At 71.6% G+C, this 18744-nt stretch carries 15 protein-coding genes; 11 read left to right on the forward strand and 4 right to left on the reverse strand.

Annotated elements, in window-relative coordinates:
• Nucleotides 1–156: 156 nt before the first annotated feature.
• The 7 genes from ACFVUT_RS21775 to ACFVUT_RS21805 all read left to right on the forward strand — a co-directional run bounded on the left by ACFVUT_RS21775 (nucleotide 157) and on the right by ACFVUT_RS21805 (nucleotide 6382).
• Nucleotides 157–459 (forward strand): urease subunit gamma, encoded by a 303-nt coding sequence (locus ACFVUT_RS21775; protein WP_389660447.1) that lies wholly within the window; start codon nucleotides 157–159, stop codon nucleotides 457–459.
• Nucleotides 460–474: 15 nt separating this feature from the next.
• Nucleotides 475–786: an urease subunit beta gene (locus ACFVUT_RS21780; RefSeq protein ID WP_389660444.1), complete on the forward strand. Its 312-nt coding sequence runs from the start codon at nucleotides 475–477 to the stop codon at nucleotides 784–786.
• Nucleotides 779–2500: an urease subunit alpha gene (locus ACFVUT_RS21785; protein WP_389660441.1), complete on the forward strand. Its 1722-nt coding sequence runs from the start codon at nucleotides 779–781 to the stop codon at nucleotides 2498–2500. The genes ACFVUT_RS21780 and ACFVUT_RS21785 overlap by 8 nt, the downstream gene beginning before the upstream one ends.
• A 13-nt stretch (nucleotides 2501–2513) precedes the next feature.
• Nucleotides 2514–3176, forward strand: a complete 663-nt coding sequence (locus ACFVUT_RS21790; RefSeq protein ID WP_389660438.1) for an urease accessory protein UreF — start codon at nucleotides 2514–2516, stop codon at nucleotides 3174–3176.
• A gap of 27 nt (nucleotides 3177–3203) precedes the next feature.
• A complete protein-coding gene (gene ureG / locus ACFVUT_RS21795; RefSeq protein WP_389660435.1) occupies nucleotides 3204–3881 on the forward strand; it encodes an urease accessory protein UreG in 678 nt (225 codons plus the stop codon).
• Entirely contained in the window at nucleotides 3878–4702 is an 825-nt protein-coding gene (locus tag ACFVUT_RS21800; RefSeq protein ID WP_389660433.1) for an urease accessory protein UreD, read from the forward strand. The genes ureG and ACFVUT_RS21800 overlap by 4 nt, the downstream gene beginning before the upstream one ends.
• A 105-nt stretch (nucleotides 4703–4807) precedes the next feature.
• The gene (locus ACFVUT_RS21805; RefSeq protein ID WP_389671025.1) at nucleotides 4808–6382 is read left to right on the forward strand and encodes an alpha/beta hydrolase; all 1575 of its coding nucleotides are present in this window, start codon (nucleotides 4808–4810) and stop codon (nucleotides 6380–6382) included.
• A gap of 99 nt (nucleotides 6383–6481) precedes the next feature.
• Here ACFVUT_RS21805 and ACFVUT_RS21810 read toward each other — a convergent pair whose 3' ends face one another.
• Complete coding sequence (locus ACFVUT_RS21810) at nucleotides 6482–7201, reverse strand: lysophospholipid acyltransferase family protein (RefSeq protein ID WP_389658860.1); 720 nt, start codon at nucleotides 7199–7201, stop codon at nucleotides 6482–6484.
• A gap of 428 nt (nucleotides 7202–7629) precedes the next feature.
• Here ACFVUT_RS21810 and ACFVUT_RS21815 point away from each other — a divergent pair, with 428 nt between their 5' ends.
• Together ACFVUT_RS21815 and ACFVUT_RS21820 are read left to right on the forward strand one after the other, a co-directional pair.
• Nucleotides 7630–8037, forward strand: a complete 408-nt coding sequence (locus ACFVUT_RS21815; protein WP_389658864.1) for a YciI family protein — start codon at nucleotides 7630–7632, stop codon at nucleotides 8035–8037.
• Nucleotides 8038–8045: 8 nt separating this feature from the next.
• Nucleotides 8046–9191, forward strand: coding sequence for an RNA polymerase sigma factor (locus ACFVUT_RS21820; protein ID WP_389659035.1), 1146 nt, complete (start codon nucleotides 8046–8048; stop codon nucleotides 9189–9191).
• Between the two features lie 251 nt (nucleotides 9192–9442).
• Here the strand turns inward: ACFVUT_RS21820 and ACFVUT_RS21825 are convergent, their stop codons facing one another.
• The gene (locus ACFVUT_RS21825) at nucleotides 9443–11824 is read right to left on the reverse strand and encodes an FtsX-like permease family protein (protein WP_389658867.1); all 2382 of its coding nucleotides are present in this window, start codon (nucleotides 11822–11824) and stop codon (nucleotides 9443–9445) included.
• Nucleotides 11824–12591, reverse strand: coding sequence for an ABC transporter ATP-binding protein (locus tag ACFVUT_RS21830; RefSeq protein ID WP_389658870.1), 768 nt, complete (start codon nucleotides 12589–12591; stop codon nucleotides 11824–11826). Before ACFVUT_RS21830 ends, ACFVUT_RS21825 begins: the two co-directional genes overlap by 1 nt.
• Nucleotides 12592–12701: 110 nt before the next feature.
• On the opposite strand from ACFVUT_RS21830, the gene ACFVUT_RS21835 reads away from it, so the two are divergent.
• Both ACFVUT_RS21835 and ACFVUT_RS21840 read left to right on the forward strand, forming a co-directional pair.
• Nucleotides 12702–13922 carry a sensor histidine kinase gene (locus tag ACFVUT_RS21835; protein WP_389658873.1) on the forward strand — a complete coding sequence of 407 codons (1221 nt, stop codon included), beginning with the start codon at nucleotides 12702–12704 and terminating at the stop codon, nucleotides 13920–13922.
• On the forward strand, nucleotides 13907–14554 hold the full coding sequence (locus tag ACFVUT_RS21840; RefSeq protein ID WP_389658876.1) for a response regulator: 648 nt from the start codon (nucleotides 13907–13909) through the stop codon (nucleotides 14552–14554). Before ACFVUT_RS21835 ends, ACFVUT_RS21840 begins: the two co-directional genes overlap by 16 nt.
• Before the next feature lie 65 nt (nucleotides 14555–14619).
• On the opposite strand, the gene ACFVUT_RS21845 is transcribed toward ACFVUT_RS21840, so the two are convergent.
• The gene (locus ACFVUT_RS21845) at nucleotides 14620–18738 is read right to left on the reverse strand and encodes a hypothetical protein (protein WP_389658879.1); all 4119 of its coding nucleotides are present in this window, start codon (nucleotides 18736–18738) and stop codon (nucleotides 14620–14622) included.
• Nucleotides 18739–18744 lie beyond the last annotated feature (6 nt).

The raw sequence follows: 18744 nt of genomic DNA on the forward strand, positions 1-18744 counted from the left end.
CTGCAAAAGATCAGTTAACGCGCCGGAAAAACTTCGGCTCTAACGTGCAATATCTCGCCGCGAGGGACCGGCTCGATATTCAACAGTTCGTTGAAGGCGGCTAGTGTCTCGCTGCGCCCAGGGCCGGTACTGGGCACCGGACTGTGAGGTGGAAGCGTGCAACTGACCCCGCATGAGCAGGAACGCCTGCTCATCCATGTTGCTGCGGATGTGGCTCAGAAGCGCCGGGACCGCGGGCTGCGGCTCAACCACCCCGAGGCGGTCGCGCTGATCACCGCACATCTGCTGGAGGGTGCGCGCGACGGCCGTACGGTCTCCGAACTGATGGCGTCGGGCCGCAGCGTGCTCTCCCGCGAGGACGTCATGGACGGGGTGCCCGAGATGATCCATGACGTACAGGTCGAGGCCACGTTCCCCGACGGCACGAAACTCGTCACCGTCCACGAGCCGATCGTCTGACTGAAGGTGTCACCGATGATTCCCGGAGAGATCCTGTACGCGGACGGGCCCGTGCCGTTCAACGAGGGCCGGCCCGTCACCCGCCTCACCGTCCTCAACGCCGCCGACCGGCCCATCCAGGTCGGTTCGCACTATCACTTCGCCGAGACCAACCCGGGCCTGGACTTCGACCGTTCGGCCGCTCGCGGACTGCGGCTGAACATTGCCGCCGGGACCGCCGTGCGCTTCGAGCCCGGTGTGCCGGTCGACATCGAGCTCGTGCCCCTCGCCGGACGGCGCGTCGTCCCCGGCCTGCGCGGCGAAACCGGAGGTGCCCTCGATGGCTGAACTCGACCGCGCGGTCTACGCCGACCTGTTCGGCCCCACGACGGGTGACCGCATCCGGCTCGCCGACACGGATCTGTTCGTCGAGATCGAGGAGGACCGATCGGGCGGCCCCGGACTCGCGGGGGACGAGGCCGTCTTCGGCGGCGGCAAGGTGATCCGCGAGTCGATGGGCCAGGCACGGACCACCCGGGCCGAAGGCGCCCCCGACACCGTCATCACCGGCGCCGTGATCATCGACCACTGGGGCATCGTCAAGGCGGACATCGGTATCCGCGACGGCCGGATCACCGGGATCGGCAAGGCCGGCAACCCGGACACCATGGACGGGATCCACCCCGACCTGGTCATCGGGCCCGAGACCGAAATCATCGCGGGCAACGGGAAGTTCCTCACCGCCGGCGCCATCGACGCCCATGTGCACCTGATCTCGCCGACCCTGGTGGACCAGGCGCTCTCCTCCGGAACCACGACGCTGGTGGGCGGCGGCACCGGACCGGCCGAGGGCACCAAGGCCACCACCATCACTCCGGGCCCATGGCACCTTGCCCGGATGTTCGGAGCGCTGGAGGCGTACCCCGTCAACATCGGGCTGCTCGGCAAGGGCAACACCATGTCGCGCGAGGCCATGCATTCCCAACTGCGCGCCGGAGCACTCGGCTTTAAGATCCATGAGGACTGGGGCGCCACCCCCGCCGTCATCGACGCCTGCCTGAGCGTCTGCGAGGAGACGGGCGCCCAGCTCGCCATCCACACCGACACCCTCAACGAGGCCGGATTCGTCGCGGACACCCTGGCCGCCATCGCCGGGCGCTCCGTTCACGCCTACCACACCGAGGGCGCGGGGGGTGGGCACGCCCCGGACATCATCGGCGTCGTGTCCCAGCCGAACGTCCTGCCGAGCTCGACCAACCCGACCCGGCCGCACACCGTCAACACCATCGAGGAACACCTCGACATGCTGATGGTCTGTCACCACCTCAACCCCGCAGTGCCGGAGGATCTCGCCTTCGCGGAATCGCGGATCCGGCCGTCCACCATCGCGGCCGAGGACATCCTCCACGACCTCGGGGCCATCTCGATCATCTCCTCCGACTCCCAGGCGATGGGCCGCATCGGCGAAGTGGTCCTGCGCACCTGGCAGACCGCCCATGTGATGAAGCGGCGCCGGGGGGCACTGCCCGGCGACGGACGGGCCGACAACCAACGAGTCCGTCGCTATGTCGCCAAATACACGATCAATCCCGCGGTGGCTCAGGGCCTCGACGGGGAGATCGGCTCGGTCCGGACGGGCAAGCTCGCGGACCTGGTGCTGTGGGAACCGGCGTTCTTCGGCGTCAAGCCGCAGACCGTCATCAAGGGCGGCCAGATCGCGTACGCGCAGATGGGCGACGCCAACGCCTCCATCCCGACCCCGCAGCCGGTGCTGCCCCGCCCGATGTTCGGCGCGGTCGGCCGTTCCCCCGCGGCCAACTCCTTCAACTTCGTGGCGAACGCGGCCATCGAGGACGGGCTGCCCGAGCGCCTCGGTCTCGGCAAGCGGTTCGTGCCGATCACCAGCACACGAGGCGTCACCAAGGCCGACATGCGCGAGAACGACGCGATGCCGCAGGTCCATGTCGACCCCGACAGTTTCGCCGTGACGATCGACGGCACCCCGGTCGAACCGGCACCGGCCGCCGAACTGCCCATGGCCCAACGCTACTTCCTCTTCTGATGCGGACCCTGCGATGAGCCGCGCCGCTCTGCTCGTCCTCGCCGACGGCCGGTTCCCCGCCGGCGGCCACGCCCATTCAGGCGGAGCCGAACCGGCCGTGAAGGACGGTCGCATCCGCGACGCCGCCGACCTCGCCGAGTTCTGCAGGGGACGCCTCCACACCACCGGACTCACGGCCGCCGCGCTTGCCGCGGCGGCCGCCCACGGCCACGACCCGCTCGCGCTCGACGAGGCCGCCGACGCCCGCACCCCGTCACCCGCGCTACGGGCCGTCGCCCGCAGGCTCGGCCGGCAGCTGATGCGGGCGGCCCGAGCGACCTGGCCCGGTCCCGAACTCGACGCGCTCGCCCTGGCCCGGCCGCGCGGCGCCCACCAGCCCGTCGTGCTGGGCCTCACCGCACGCGCGGCGGGGCTCGGCCCCGAGGAAGCCGCGCACTGCGCCGCCTACGAGACCGTCAGCGGACCGGCCACCGCCGTCGTCCGCCTCCTGTCCCTCGACCCCTTCGAGGCCACCGCCGTCCTCGCCCGACTCGCACCCGAACTCGACCTGATCGCCGCACAAGCGGCCGCCGCGGCGCACGGAACCGTCGACGCGCTGCCCGCCGCCTCCGCCCCCCTGCTCGACATCACCGCCGAGGCACACGCGGCCTGGCCGGTCCGCCTGTTCGCTTCGTAGACCCGCACGAACCAGGAGCCGCACACCATGCACCTCGACCACACCCAGCACGGCCCCGCCGCCGTGGGAGCCGATGCCGCCCGCCCCGACGGCACCCGCCGCGCTCTGCGCATCGGACTCGGCGGACCCGTCGGCTCCGGCAAGACCGCCACCGTCGCCGCCCTCTGTCGGACCCTGCGCGACCAGCTCTCCATCGCCGTGGTCACCAACGACATCTACACCCGGGAGGACGCCGCCTTCCTGCTGCGTCACGCCGTCCTGCCACCGGAGCGCATCCAGGCCGTGGAGACCGGTGCCTGCCCGCACACCGCGATCCGGGACGACATCTCCGCCAACCTCGAAGCCGTCGAGGACCTGGAGGACACCGTCGGGCCGCTCGATCTGATCCTCGTCGAATCCGGTGGCGACAACCTGACCGCCACCTTCTCCAAGGGCCTGGTCGACGCCCAGATCTTCGTCATCGACGTGGCGGGCGGCGACGACATCCCGCGCAAGGGCGGCCCCGGCGTCACCACCTCCGACCTGCTCGTCATCAACAAGACCGACCTCGCCCCGTACGTCGGCTCCGATCTCGACCGCATGGCCCAGGACGCCGCACAGCAGCGTGGCCGGCTCCCCGTGGCCTTCACCTCGCTCACCTCCGAAGAAGGTGTGGGGCCCGTCGCCGACTGGGTACGGGGGCAGCTCGCCGCCTGGACCGCATGAGCGTCCGGGCCACCGCCAGAATCACCGCCGCCCTCGACAGCCGGGGCGCCACCTCGCTCCCCGTGCTGGCGAGCGACGGCCCCCTGGCCCTGCGCCGCACCCGGGCGGCGAACGGCTCGTACGCCCGTGTCACCGTCGTCGGCGCCATGAGCGCGCCGCTGGGCGGCGACCGGCTCGCCATCGAGGCGCAGGTCGAGGAGGGCGCTCGGCTCACCGTCGACGCGGCTGCGGCGACCGTCGCCCTGCCCGGACCGGGAACGGCCGCCGAACCGGCCACGTACGACATCGAGTTGAACGTGGCGGACCGGGCCGAGCTTCGCTGGCTTCCGGAACAGCTCGTCTCGGCGCACCGCAGCGTCCTGCGCATGGCCACACGGGTCGAACTCGCCCCCACCGCACGGCTGGTGCTGCGCGAGGAGCAGATCCTCGGCCGCCACGGCGAGAGCACCGGCACCCTCACCAGCCGCCTCTCCGTACACCGCGCGGGCCGTCCGCTGATCGACCAGCAGATGGCGTACGGGCCGGGAGCACCCGGCGGATGGGACGGCGCGGCCGTCCTGGGCGGCCACCGGGCCGTCGGTCAACTCCTGGTGGTGGACCCCTCGTTCGACGAGAAGCGTCTCGAAGCGCGCCTGTTGGCACCGACTGCCGTCCTCGCGCCGCTCGTCGGCCCGGCTGTGCTGGTGACGGCCGTCGCCCCCGACGCACGCCTGCTGCGCAGGGTTCTGGACGACGCACTCAGCGAGGTGTTGGAAGGCCGGAGAGGTGAACTCCGCTCAGCGGGACACGGGTGTCCGGTTATCGATTCGGTAAAGAAGTAACTGCACGGCCTGTTCTCAGGAACCCCACAGACGACAGGATCCGCGGGAGGACATGTATGAACTGCGCTGCCACCGGCGGCGCTTCACAGTTGGGGGAGGTTCCACTTGAGACGCACAGCAGCGCTCGGCTCGGCCGGTGCTCTGATCGCGGGCACGCTCATAGCGGGCGCGGTGGCCGCACCGGCGGCCACCGCCGAAGGCCGGCACCACGGTTCCGAGGTCCGCGGCGTTCAGCTCGCCGCCGCCCGGGCGGCCAAGTCCGGCATCGACTGGAAGGACTGTCCGGCCGACTGGGCCCTGGCCAAGCCGATCCAGTGCGGCTGGGTGACCGTGCCGCTCGACTACGCCAAGCCCGACGGCAAGCAGATCAAGCTCGCTGTCGACCGGCATGTCAGCACCGGCACGAAGGGCGAACGACAGGGCGCCCTGATCTACAACCCCGGAGGTCCCGGCGGTTCGGGGCTGCGGTTCCCGACCCGGATCACCACGAAGAACCCCCTCTGGACGAATACGGCGAAGGCATACGACTTCGTCGGCTTCGAGCCACGGGGCGTGGGTCACTCCGCGCCGATCTCCTGCATCGATCCCCAGGAGTTCGTCAAGGCCCCGAAGGCCGATCCCGTACCCGACTCCGAGGCCGACAAGCGCGCGCAGCGCAAGCTCGCCGCCGAGTACGCGGACGGCTGTGCGGAACGCAGCGGCGACATGCTGCCGCACATGACCACGCCGAACACCGCACGCGACCTGGATGTCATCCGCGCCGCCCTCGGTGAGAAGAAGCTCAACTACCTGGGCGTCTCCTACGGCACTTACCTGGGCGCGGTCTACGGCACGCTCTTCCCGACCCATGTCCGCCGCATGGTCGTCGACAGTGTCGTCAACCCGGCGAAGGACAACATCTGGTACCAGGCCAACCTCAACCAGGACATCGCCTTCCAGGGACGCTGGGACGACTGGAAGGCATGGGTCGCCGAGAACGACTCCGTCTTCCACATCGGCGCCACCCCCCAGAAGGTCGAGGAGGAGTGGCTGAAGCTGCGTGCCGAGGCCAAGAAGAGCCCGATCGGTGGCGTCCTCGGCCCCGCCGAGCTCATCGGCTTCTTCCAGAGTGCCCCGTACTACGACTCCACCTGGGCGCCCATCGCCCAGACCTGGAGCGACTACCGGGGCGGCGACACCCAGGCTCTGGTCGACGCCGCGGCCCCGGACATGTCGGACATCGCGGGGAACATCTCCTCGGAGAACAGCAACGCCGTGTACACGGCGGTCGAGTGCACGGACGCCAAGTGGCCCACCAGCTGGCAGAAGTGGGACCGCGACAACACCCGGCTGCACCAGGACTACCCGTTCATGACCTGGGCCAACGCCTGGATGAACCTGCCCTGTGCGACCTGGCCGGCCAAGCAGCAGACCCCGCTGAACGTGAAGACCGGCAAGGGCCTGCCCCCGGTGCTGATCGTGCAGTCCGCGCGTGACGCCGCCACCCCGTACCAGGGCGCCGTCGAACTGCACAAGCGCTTCAAGGGCTCGCGCCTCATCACCGAGCGCGACGCCGGATCGCACGGTGTCACCGGCCTGGTCAACCCCTGCATCAACGAGCGGGTGGACACCTACCTGCTCACCGGCAAGACCGACCGCAGCGACGTGACGTGCGCCCCGCACGCCACACCCAAGCCGTAACGGTCACACCTCACGGGCACGGGCGGCCGGTGGTCTCGGACCACCGGCCGCCCGTGCCCCTGTCCGGACCGGCGGAGTCCGTCCGTCGCGGATGCGCCGTCAGCGTCGCCATTTCGGGAACTTCTTCGACGGCCCGGCCTGCGCGGCCTCTGCGGCCTTCACCTTGGCCGCGTACTCGTCGACGTACTCCTGCCCGGAAAGCCCGAGGATCGCGTACATGATCTCGTCGGTGACCGCCCGGATCGCGGCCTTCTCGTTCTCCAGACCGGCGTAGCGGGAGAACTCCAACGGCTCACCGAAGCGGATGGTGACCCGCTTGATACGCGGGACGACCTGTCCCGGCGGCTGGATCTCGAACGTACCGACCATCGCACACGGCACCACCGGCACCTGCGCCGTGATCGCCATCACGGCCACGCCGACCTTGCCCTTGTACAGCCGGCCGTCGTGCGAACGAGTGCCTTCCGGATAGATCCCCAGCAACTCGCCCCTGCCCAGCACCCCGAGCCCCTCGCGGATGGCCGCCCGCCCGGCATCCTTGCCCGACCGGTCCACCGGAATCTGCCCGATGCCGTGGAAGAAGGCGGCGGTCAGCCGCCCCTTCACGCCCGGTCCGGTGAAGTACTCCGCCTTGGCGAGGAAGGTGATGCGCCGCTTGAGGATCGCGGGCATCAGGAAATGGTCGGAGAACGACAGATGGTTACCGGCGACGATGGCCGCGCCGTCCTGGGGAATGTGTTCCAGGCCCTCGATCCTCGGGCGGAAGAACAGCCGGAGGAGCGGCCCGATGATGACGTACTTGAGGACGTAGTAGAACACGTTCTCTCCCCACTGCTCTTCCGGATCAGATTGATGGTCGTGTGCTGCCTGGTCACATGACTCTTGCCGTACTTCGCCGATCCGCACGTGTGATTCACCGCGACCAGGTGCGAGCGGACTCGTGCTGACTCCTTGCCGACGTGCATGCCGGATCATCGGAGCGGACGGGGCCTGCTCGACCGCGCCGCTCCTGTCCGGCGATCGATCGTAGCCCGGCCCCCGGCTCCCGCAGGCCCTCTCCGGCTCTCTCGGGTCGCTCGGGGCGCCCTCGCGCCACGCCGTGGATCCGGACGCCAGGAGACGCCTCACCCGGGCTCATCCACGAGAGTCAAAAAGATTCGGACGGCGATGTCGAGATCCCGTGCCCGGCTCCGTCCCCGTGGTGAACGTGACCAGAATGGGTCGCACCAGTACCGAGGAGAAACACGATGGCCAAGTACTTGCTGCTCAAGCACTACCGCGGCGCTCCGGCTGCGGTCAACGACGTGCCCATGAACCGGTGGACGCCGGAGGAGATCTCGGCGCACGTGCAGTACATGCAGGACTTCGCGGACAGGCTGGAGGGGACCGGCGAGTTCGTCGACGGTCAGGCGCTCTCCCCGGAGGGAACATTCGTCCGGTACGACGGTGAGGGGCGCCCGCCGGTCACCGACGGCCCGTTCGCCGAGACCAAGGACCTCATCGCCGGCTGGATGGTGATCGACGTCGACAGCTACGAGCGCGCCATCGAGCTGGCCGGGGAACTGTCGGCCGCCCCCGGGGCGGGTGGGAAGCCGATCCACGAGTGGCTCGAACTGCGCCCGTTCCTGACCGCGCCGCCCACCATCACGGAGTGACCTCCCGGATGAACGAGGCCCTGCTCCGGAGCCTCACGCCGAGCGTGCTCGGGATCCTCGTCCGCCGCGGAGCCGACTTCGCGGCGGCCGAGGACGCCGTGCAGGACGCGCTGGTCGAGGCCGTCCGCGTCTGGCCGGCCGAGCCGCCGCGGGATCCGAAGGGCTGGCTGATCACCGTGGCCTGGCGCCGGTTCCTCGACGCGACCCGGGCGGACGCCGCCCGCCGCCGGCGTGAGGACCTCGCCGACGAGGAGCCGGCGCCCGGGCCGGCGCCCGCGGGGGACGACACGCTCCAGCTCTACTTTCTGTGCGCCCACCCCTCGCTCACGCCGTCGTCCGCGGTCGCGCTCACCCTGCGCGCCGTCGGCGGGCTCACCACCCGCCAGATCGCCCGGGCCTACCTGGTGCCCGAGGCGACCATGGCGCAGCGCATCAGCCGCGCCAAGCGCACCGTCTCCGGCGTGCGGTTCGACCAGCCGGGCGACGTGGCCACCGTGCTGCGCGTCCTCTACCTGGTCTTCAACGAGGGCTACTCCGGCGACGTCGACCTCGCCGCCGAGTCCATCCGGCTCACCCGGCAGCTCGCGGCCGCGATCGACCACCCCGAAGTGGCGGGACTGCTGGCCCTCATGCTGCTCCACCATGCCCGGCGCGCCACCCGGACCGCGCCCGACGGCAGCCTGGTGCCGCTCGCCGAGCAGGACCGCGGCCGGTGGGACACCGAGTCGATCGCCGAGGGCGTCGAGATCCTGCAGGCGGCTCTTGCCCGCGACCGGCTGGGCGAGTTCCAGGCCCAGGCAGCCATCGCGGCACTCCACGCCGACGCGCCCACCGCCGAGGAGACCGACTGGGTACAGATCGTCGAGTGGTACGACGAACTCGTACGCCTCACCGGCAGCCCGATCGTCCGGCTCAACCGCGCGGTGGCCGTCGGCGAGGCCGACGGACCGCGCGCCGGGCTGGCCGCGCTCGCGGAGCTGGACGACTCACTGCCCCGCCACACGGCGGTGGCGGCGTACCTCCACGAGCGCGACGGCGACCTGGCGACGGCGGCACGGCTGTACGCCGAGGCGGCCCCCAAGGCCCCCAATCTCGCCGAGCGCGACTACCTGACGCGCCGGGCCGCCCGGCTCAACACCCGCCTGTGCCACTGACGGGCCGCGCCCGGATGTTCCCGCAGCGCAGCACCCGGCGCGGCCCCGGGGCCGCGCCCTCGGCCCGGTTGCGGAGCGAGAGCAGGCAGAGCGGCCGAGCGGAACCTCTCCGCGGGGCGCCCACCAGCACATCTCCATGGGTGTGGAGCTGGACCGGCCCCGAACCCCGACCCGTGCGGGCTCGGCGTGCTTCCCGCAGAAGACGACGGGCCAGGGCGCCGGCCCCGGCCCGTGTGCCGGGCGCTGCCGTCCTACGCCGCCTCCCGACGCATGGTCCGCCAGGTGACAACCGCGCTCGCCGCGATCGCCGGCACGAGGGAGCCGAGGACCACCGCGGCGATGGTGGGCAGGTTCAGGTGCAGGCCGACTTCCGTGGAGGTCGCCTGGGACAGCCCGGACGCCATGCCGGCCAGCGGGCCCAAGGTCACCAGGACCCCGAGTGCCGCGCCGACCGTGACGACGAGGGAGGTCTCGGCAACGGAGAACAGCAGGAGCTGCCGCACCGTGCCGCCGGCCGACTTCATCACGGCGAAGTCGCGGCGTCGGCCGTGCGCGGCCATGGCCATGCTGTTGGCCACGGCGATCCCGCTGTAGCCGACGGCGACGACGATCAGCATGACCGCGAGGCTGTCGGTCAGCTTCGCGTCGGTGGCGTAGTCGTCGAGCGCGTACCGCACCGCGTCGTGCACGGCCGTGCCGGGAACGGCCGAGGCGGGCTTCAGCCGCACCGGGACGAAGATGTCGTCGGTGAGCGCGCCCGGGTCGTGCGCACGCACGAGCTGACGAGACATCACGAAGTCTCCTCGGGCGGGTTCGTCCGGCAGGACGCGGGCGATGCGCAACTTCACCGTGGCACCGTCGGCGAACCTCACCGCGTAGTCGGCACCGGCCTTCACGCCCAGGAAGTCCGCCGTCTTCCTGCCGAGCACCGCCTCGCCCGGTCTGTCCCAGCGCGGGTCGCGCGAGCCGAGCGCGTCGATGGCGGTGAGCGTGCCGTCCTTGTCGCGGACGAAGGCCCGAGTCGGCAGCATGGCTTTGCCCACGGGGTTGGCAGCGACCACCTCGTCGGTGTTGCCCGGTGCTCCGTCCGGCGTCACGATCACCTGTCCCGTGAGCTTGAGCGCGTCGCCCGCCGGGTACGCCACTCGCATCGTGTCCACCATGCCGCTGAGCAGGACGGCGAAACCGACGGCCGCGATCACCGGGGCCGCGAGTGACGCCGCCCGGCGCGCGTCGGCGTGCAGCTCCGCCCGCACGAGAAGCGGGACGGCCGAGCCGAGATGCGTGAACGGCGAGGTGAGCGCCCGTCCGACGGGGCCGATGAACACCGGGGCGAGCAGGGCCGCCGCCACGATGAGCACCATCGTGGCGAAGATCGCCATGTTGATCCGGTCGTCGGCGCCGACGGCGGCGGTCGCGATCGTGAGCGCCACACCGAGGCCGAGCACGGTCAGGCTGCCGATCCAGCGGGCGCGGCTCATTGTCCGACTGTTCGCCCTGCTGTCCAGCAGTGCCTCTATCGGCGCCACCCGGGCTGCCACCCGGCCGGATGTCCAGGCCCCCAGGACGCTGACGCCGACGCCGATCGCGGCCGCCGTGAACAGCGGCCACAGGGTCACCCGCACCGTGAGATCCGGCGGCGTCACGTCGAGCCCCCGCAGGATGTCGCGCAGCAGCGGCGCGGCGCCGATACCCGCCGAGCAGCCGGCCAGCGAACCCAGGAGGCCGATGAGGCCCGCCTCGCCCAGAATCATCCGGCGCACCTGGTGCGGAGCCGCACCGATCATCCGCAGCAGTCCGATCTCCCGCCGCCGGAGCCCGGTCGCCAGGACCAGCATGGACGCGACCACGAAGACGGTGGTGAACAGGCCGAGCGTCGCCATGGCTCCGATGAGCTGCGTGCCGAGGAACCGCTTGTGTTCCACGTACTTGGGCTGGAGCACGGACCGGCCGTCGCCGGAGACCACGGTGCCCCTGTCCCCGACGATGCTCTCGGCCCTTGCCCTGATGTCGCTGACGGACGCGCCCTTGTCGGCGAGGATCGCGAGGGCACCGACGCCCGGCTCCTGCCGCGTGGCGAAGTCGTCGGTGAAGTAGTAGCCCGGTCCGTCCACGGTGCCGACCACGCGGAACGCGGTACGCCCGGCGGTGAGGTTCACTGTGAGCGTCGTGCCCGCCGCCACTTTGAGTGCCCGGTCCACCACGACCTCGTCGGCCGTGACCGGCACCCGTCCCGTGACGAGCTCGTACGGAGCGAGCCGCGTGCTCGACCAGCCGTGCCCCGCCTCCAGGGCTCCTTCGTCCTCGACCGGTCTGCCGCCGAGGAACGCCTGCGCGTAGAACGAGCGGTCCACCACGACAGAGCCCACACCGGGCACCGCGCCCAGCTCGTCGATCAGTGGCTGGGCCTCACTCCGGCTCCATGGCACCCGATCCGCCGGGCTGCCGTCCTGGTCGACCGCCCGCTCGGGGATCGCGAGCGCGGAGGCGGCCGTCAGGCGGGACTGGAGCTCGGGGCGGGAGGAGTCGTAGATGATCAGGGTCGTCGTGATGAGCGCCACGCCGACCAGCACCGCGACGAAGGCCGCCAGAAAGCTGGTCCAGCGCTCACGGACGTTCGCGAAGACCAGCATCACGCCTCCAGACTCGCCATGTGGGCCGCGATCGAGGCGGCGTTGCCGACGTCGGAGTCCCGGTTGAGGCTGATCCGGTCCGCGATGCGGCCGTCCTTGAGGAACACGACCGCATCTGCGACCGCCGCGGCCACCGGGTCGTGGGTGACCATGAGGGTGGTCTGCCCTTCCTCGTCGACCAGCAGGCGCATCATCCGCAGCACCTCACGCGATGTGGTCGTGTCCAGGGCACCCGTGGGCTCGTCCGCGAACAGCATCTCCGGCCGGGTCACGAGCGCCCGGGCCAGCGCGACGCGCTGCTGCTGACCGCCGGACAGCTCGCTCGGCCGGTGCCCCGCCCGCTCCTCCAGCCCGACTGCGGCGAGCGCGGCGTCGACCCGCTCACGGCTGACCCGGCGCCCGGCAAAACGCGACGGGAGTTCCACGTTCTGCGCCGCCGTCAGCGATTCGACCAGGTTGAAGGACTGGAACACGAAGCCGATGTGGTCGCGCCGCAATCCGGCGCGCTCCCGCTCACCCGCTCGTCCGATGTCGACGCCGGCCAGCATCACCTGTCCTTCGGTGGGCCGGTCCAGGCCGGCCGCACACTGCAGCAGCGTGGATTTCCCGGAGCCGGACGGACCCATGACGGCCGTGAACGTTCCGCGCGGAAAACCGATGGAAATGCCGTCCAGCGCGGTAACCGAGCCGCCGCCGGCTCCGTAGACCTTCCGGACGGTACACAGCTGAACCGCATCCGGAGCGGGTGCCTGTTGAGTGGTGGTCATGGCGTCGATTTCAGCGGAGCGACCCAGGGCGCCACATTGATGTGCGCTCTACTCCACAAGTAGAGCCGGCTCTACCGCGATCGAGCGGACGTCTGGCCTACCGTTGTCACATGCGTCCCAGAACGGCTTGGCAGGCCATGGCTCAGAGCCCGCTGAACTTCTTGGCCTCCAGCTGGCCGTGGCGCTCACTGGTGTATCTGGCCACCGGTGTCGTGGTCGGCGCGGCGGCCGTCGCGGTGTTCGTCACGGGACTGGCGGCCGGGCTGCTCCTCCTGGTGGTCCTGGTCGGCGCTGCCCCCCTCGTCGGCGTCGTCCTGTCCTCCATCACCGTGGCGACGGTCGAGCGGCGCCGGCTGCGCCTCGTCGACCTCGACGGGATGCCGAACCCGCACCGGCGGCCGGAGCAACCCGGTCTCCGGGCCTGGGCGTCGACCCGCCTGACCGAACAGATCACCTGGCGCGAGCTGCTGTTCACGCTCATCTCCGCGGCGGCGCTGTGGTGGCTCGACCTGCTGGTGCTCGCCTTCTCCTTCGGCCTGCCCGCCCTCACCTTCGAGGCGGCCGACAGCACCACCTGGCCGTGGGCGGTCTTCGGCGCCGTCGTGCTGCTGGCCTCGCCGTACACCGTGACGTCGTGGGCCGGCGCGCGCGCCGCGCTCGCCCGGACCTTTCTCGCACCGCGCGACGACGAGCTCGGGGAGTCGCTGAAGGAGGTGCACGCGTCGCCGGTGCGGCTCATCGACTCCTTCGACGCGGAGCGCGTACGCATCGAGCGCGACCTGCACGACGGTGCACAACAGCGTTTGGTCTCGCTCGGAATGACGCTCGGCCTGATGCGTCTGGACATCCCCGAGGGATCCCCGCTCGCCGCGCAGCTCACCGAGGCCGAGAACCAGCTCTCCGCCACCCATCTGGAGTTGCGTAGTCTGATCCGGGGGATCAACCCCCCGGTGCTCGCGGACCACGGCCTGGTCGCCGCGGTCGAGGACCGAGCGAGCCGCTTCCCCGTACCGGTCACCGTCGATCTCCAACTGCCGGGAAGACTCCCCAGACAGCTGGAGACCAACGTGTACTTCCTGATCAACGAGGCCATGACGAACATCGCGCGACACAGCGGCGCCCTGAGCGCCGAAGTACACGGCCGCTACCACGCCGACATGCTGGTCCTGGAGATCACGGACGACGGAGACGGCGGCGCGGCCCCGGCCGACGGAACGGGTCTGACCGGCCTCGCCGACCGGCTCACCGCCTTGGACGGCCGCATGCGCGTGTCGAGCCCGCCGGGCGGTCCGACTCTTCTTCATGTGGAGATCCCGTGCCACTTCGTGTGATCCTCGCGGAAGACGCGGTACTGCTGCGCGAAGGGCTGGTCGGCCTGTTGCAGCGGTTCGGCCACGAGACGATCGCCGTGGTCGGGGACGCGGACGCACTCGTCACGGCCGTCCACCGGAACCGTCCCGACCTGGTCATCACGGACGTACGGATGCCGCCTTCGAACGGGGACGACGGGCTGCGTGCGGCCGTCGACCTGCGGGAGACGTACACCGGGCTGCCGGTGCTCGTGCTCAGTCAGTACGTCGAGCGCTCGTACGCCCTGCGGCTGCTCGATTCGTGCAACGGCGCCGCGGTGGGTTATCTGCTGAAGGAACGGGTCGGTGCGGTCGCCGACTTCATGTCGACGCTCGACCGCGTCGCCTCCGGCGGGACCGTGGTGGATCCCGAGGTGATCCAACAGCTCGTCAAGGTCCGTCCCGATCCGCTGGAGCGGCTCAGCGCCCGCGAGAAGGAGGTGCTGAGCCTGATGGCGGAAGGACGATCCAACGCGAACCTGGCGGCGCACCTGTTCATCAGCGAAGCCGCCATCAACAAACACATCGGCAGCATCTTCAACAAACTCGATCTGCCGGTGCACACGGAGGGGCATCGCCGGGTCCTGGCGGTGCTGGCGTTTCTCAGATCCTGATGCCGTACGCGTTCCTCAGGTCCGGCAGCGGTCGTAGGAGGGTGTGGGCGGTGGGGGCGTGCCGCTCAGGCCCGCGCCACGGCGAAGCGCAGCCGCACAGGACCCAGCAGCCCACTGACACGCTGGCCCGGGAAGACGAAGTGGGTCGGGCTCGTCGCGTCCAGGCGTGGCGCAAGCGTTCCGAACACGGTGATGTCGAGCGTGTTGGCACCGGGCCGCACCAGACCCGTCAGATCGAAGACGTACGGGGAGCACACGCGCACGCCCGCGGCGCCGCCGCCGACCCGCACCTCCGCCGTTCCGCGGACCCGTCCGAGGTCGAGCGACACATGCCCCGCGTCGGCTCCGGCCGGCAGGGTCACCAGGCGCCGGTACCGCACACCGCCGCTGTACTCGGCGAGGCCGCGCGCCTCCCAGTCGCCGACGCGCATCCGGCCGGGCCCCACCTCGCAGCGCACCGGACCGGCCAGTGCGGCGCCCCCCTCGTACCCCGGGCGGGTCCGGATGCGCAGGGCCGCGGTGCGTGGCCCTGAGGGGCCACCTGCCGCCAGGTCGACCGCCACGGTCCACACATCCCGCCCGGTGACGGTGGTGACGGCCCCGGCACACTCCGAGCCGTCCACGAACACCGTCGTCACGCCGCGCACCTGCGCGGTCAACCGGACCGTCCCGGGCGGCAGTTCGCACCACAGCCACTCCACCGATCCCCGGCTCCCCGGGACCGCGAACCGGACAGGCAGCACCGTGCCGTCGTCCGCTGCCGGATCCAGCCAGGCGGCACCCGGCAGCGGATGAGGACGGCGGCGCAGGTGCAGGGCGGCCGGGTCGCCCACCGGCTCGCGGCGCACGGCGACCGGCACACGCCCGTTCGCGCCCACGGCCCACCAGCGGGCGTCGCTGTGCGGGGCCGCGACCCGTCCACCGTTCCCGTCGGTGAAGTCGGTGTCCACCAGCACCGCGCGGTCGCCGCTCCCGGACGTCTCCACCGTGAGGTCGTTGTCACCGGGGCGCAGGGCCGCCGCCACGTCGTGCCGCCGCACGCGCGGGACCGCGTGTTCGGGGTACGGGTCGAATCCGCCCTGCCTGCCGACCACGTGACCATTGACGCGCAGCACGCACGGCGCGCGCGAGGCGACTTGGACGACGGCCCGGGCAGGGAGGGCGGACAGCCGCACCGTCGTGCCCATCGTCCCGGCGGAGTGGATCCACTCCGGTCGCCGACAGGACGACGGATCGCGCACGAGCGCCACATGCGCCCGCAGGTCGACGTCCTGATCGGCGGTCAGTTCCAGTTCGAGCAGGCGGCGCCCCGCTGCCACCGCCACCGGACCCGTCGCGAAATGCCCTCCGTCGTCCAGGGCCACGGGTGCCCCGTCGAGCCGGGCCCGCTTCGCCGCCGCGGCCCCGATCGCGAGGTGTCCGTCGAACGGCTCGTCGAGCACCAACTCCGTCCGCACCCGCGCCACCTCTCCGGCAGCCACGGGGCCGATGTGCACGAACTCCTCCGGCACATGCCCCTTGGGCCCCAGAACGGCACGGTGCACCGGGTCCTTGTACACGCCCAGGGTGTCGGACCATGCGAGGACCGACGGGGTGTTGTGGCCGGGGCCGCCACGGGACACGACCGCGTGCGGGCCGAACGTCGCGTGAACCGTGGAGGTGAGCGGCCCGGCCGCGCGGCCGGGACCGGTCCAGCCGTCGCGTAGGCCGTCCTCCCCGGCGCCTTCGACCCGGTGCCGGAACGTCCGGCACTCGGTCACCGCCGGGACGGTGGGCGGGCCGGTCGCGGGCCGGGCGAAGTCGCCCCACGTGTTGTCGAGGGTCGGCACGAGCGTCACGTCCCAGTCCGCGTCCGGAGGGATCTCGACGGTGGCGGTGCCCGGTCCGTCGCCGGGTGCGTCGGGCCCATCGGCTGTGTGGGGTGCGGCTCGTACGCCGGACACGGCGGACACTTCGGTCGCGGCCGGCCCGGGGGGCCGGGCCGAAAGGACGAGCACGGCCGCGGGGCCCGTATCGAAGGGGACGTCGACCTCGACCGCGCGGCCGTCGTCGTCGGCGGGCCGCACCGGCAGCGTCCGCGGAGCCCCGCCGAACGGGTCCAGCAGGACGGCCGGGCCCGCCGCGTCCCGTACCCGCACCCGTGCGTTGCGTGCGCAGCGGCCCGGGTCGAAGTCGTAGCGGGCGTCCAGCCAGCCCAGTGCGGCGCCCCTCTCGTCGGGTGCCGCGACGCGGGCCCGGGTCGCCCGTGGGGCGGCCGCGGTCAGGAACACCACCGTGGCGTCGTCCACCCGGCGCGCGAGCGCCGGAACCGGCGCGCGGACCACCGGCACCGTCCCCGCGAGCGCCGTGGCGAGCGCGTCGGCCGGATCGTCCGTCCCGGGGACGAATGCGGCCCGGCCGTCCGCGAAGCACGCGCGCAGCCGGGCGAGCACACCGGCCCCACCGGGACCGACGACCTGTTCGGGGAGGACGTCGAACGCGATCAACGTCCCACCGGAGGAGGCGAATTCGACGAGCCGTTGTGCCGTGTCCCGTTCCAGGACCGTGCACCCGGGCAGCACGATCGTGGTGTACGCCTCATCCGCGACCCGCAGCCGCACCCCGTCGCCGGACGGCGTGATGCGGGCGCGCGCGAGCGATGCGTCGTCGATGACGTCGGCGTCGCGGCCGAGACGGTCCATGAGACCCGGCCGGGTACGGAACCAGGCCATGTCACCGGTCAGCCGGAGGTACGCCGACTGCGCCCGCGCCGCCGCGTCGGTGACCCCGTCCAGAGCGGTACCGGCCTGCACCGTGGTCGTCGGCAGCAGGATCGCGAGGTCGCAGAGATGGCGGCCGAGGCTCAGGATCGCGCACAGCCGCGTCACGGCGTCCGCGAAGACGCGGTGGTGGCGCCAGTACGGCTGCCGCCAGTCGGTGGCCGGCGGCGCCCACTCCCACCAGCCGCCCTTGGTCGTGTAGTAGACGGCATGCGGGTTGTAGAGGGTCGCACCGGCGCGGAGCCACGGCAGCAGCCAGTCGAACGTCTCCTCCAGCGTGCCGCCCCAGCCGGTGGAGTGGAATGCCTCGATCCAGGTGCGGGGACGGCTGTAGAGATGGGCGAGCGAGGAATGGATGCGGGCATCCCCGTGGTGGTCGGAGCCCGGCGCCGAGAACCAGCGGTGGGTGCGGGCGTAGTCGGCGTACAGCGCCACCCCCGCGACGGGCTGCCCGGCACGGGCCGGGTCCTGCTGGTCGCAGCCGATGAGCAGGCCGTGGCGGTCGTGCCAGGCGGCCAGCGGCCGGAAGAACGCCTCCTCGGCCAGTTCGGCACGGGTCACCTGATAGTCGCGCCGCACCCGGTGAGCGTCCGGGTCCGTGCTGTCGCCGTACAGGGCGTCGAGGCGCGCCGTGACGGCGTACCCGCGACGGCGCAGAAACGCGTCGGCGAAGCCGGTGGACCAGGTGGGCAGGGTCGGCAGCTCGTCCTGGAACGAGCCGACGACGACGTTCCCGAGCCGGTCGCCGAGCCGACGCTCGAACTCCCCGTGCACCCGGTCCAGCAGCGCCGCGCACGCCTGTGCGCCCAGGTAGTCGAAGCCGAGCGCGACATGATGATGGAGGGTCAGCCGCCAGCGCCCGGGGCCCGGCGCACGCACCACCGCGTCGTCCACCGCGACCGGGACCGCGGGGCCGACCGCGCGGCCGTCGGCGTCCACCGGTTCGGCACGGCCCGCGAGCGGCCGGCCGCCCTCGGGACACCGCAACTCGGCAGTGTGCTCAGGCGTGGAGTCGACGACGGCGCACAGGCGGTCGAGCCGACGGCCCGCGAGCGTCGGCCGTTCGTCGACGAGGCGCGCCTGGAGATCCGCCCCGGAGAAGCCGAGCTGATCGTAGAACCACAGACTCACGCCGCGTGTCCGGGCGTCCTCGCACACTTCGTCGACCAGCTCCCACCACGCGTCCGAGAGGAACGGCGGGTCGTCGGCGTCGCAGCCGAACAGAGGCCCTGACGGCGCCAGGTTGAGGAGAACGAGGTTGTGCACCCCGCCCTGCGCGAACCGTTCCAGTTGCGCCCGAAGCCGTGCGCGGTCGAGTCGTTCCCCGCTCCACCACCAGATGGCGGTGGGCGAGAAGGCGCGCGGGGTCTCGGCGAGTGCCTTCGCGATGCCCGGGGGGAGGGGCGGGTGTGCCGAATGCGTCATGACCTG

This window comes from Streptomyces sp. NPDC058051 (genome assembly GCF_042885475.1).
Lineage (GTDB): Bacteria > Actinomycetota > Actinomycetes > Streptomycetales > Streptomycetaceae > Streptomyces.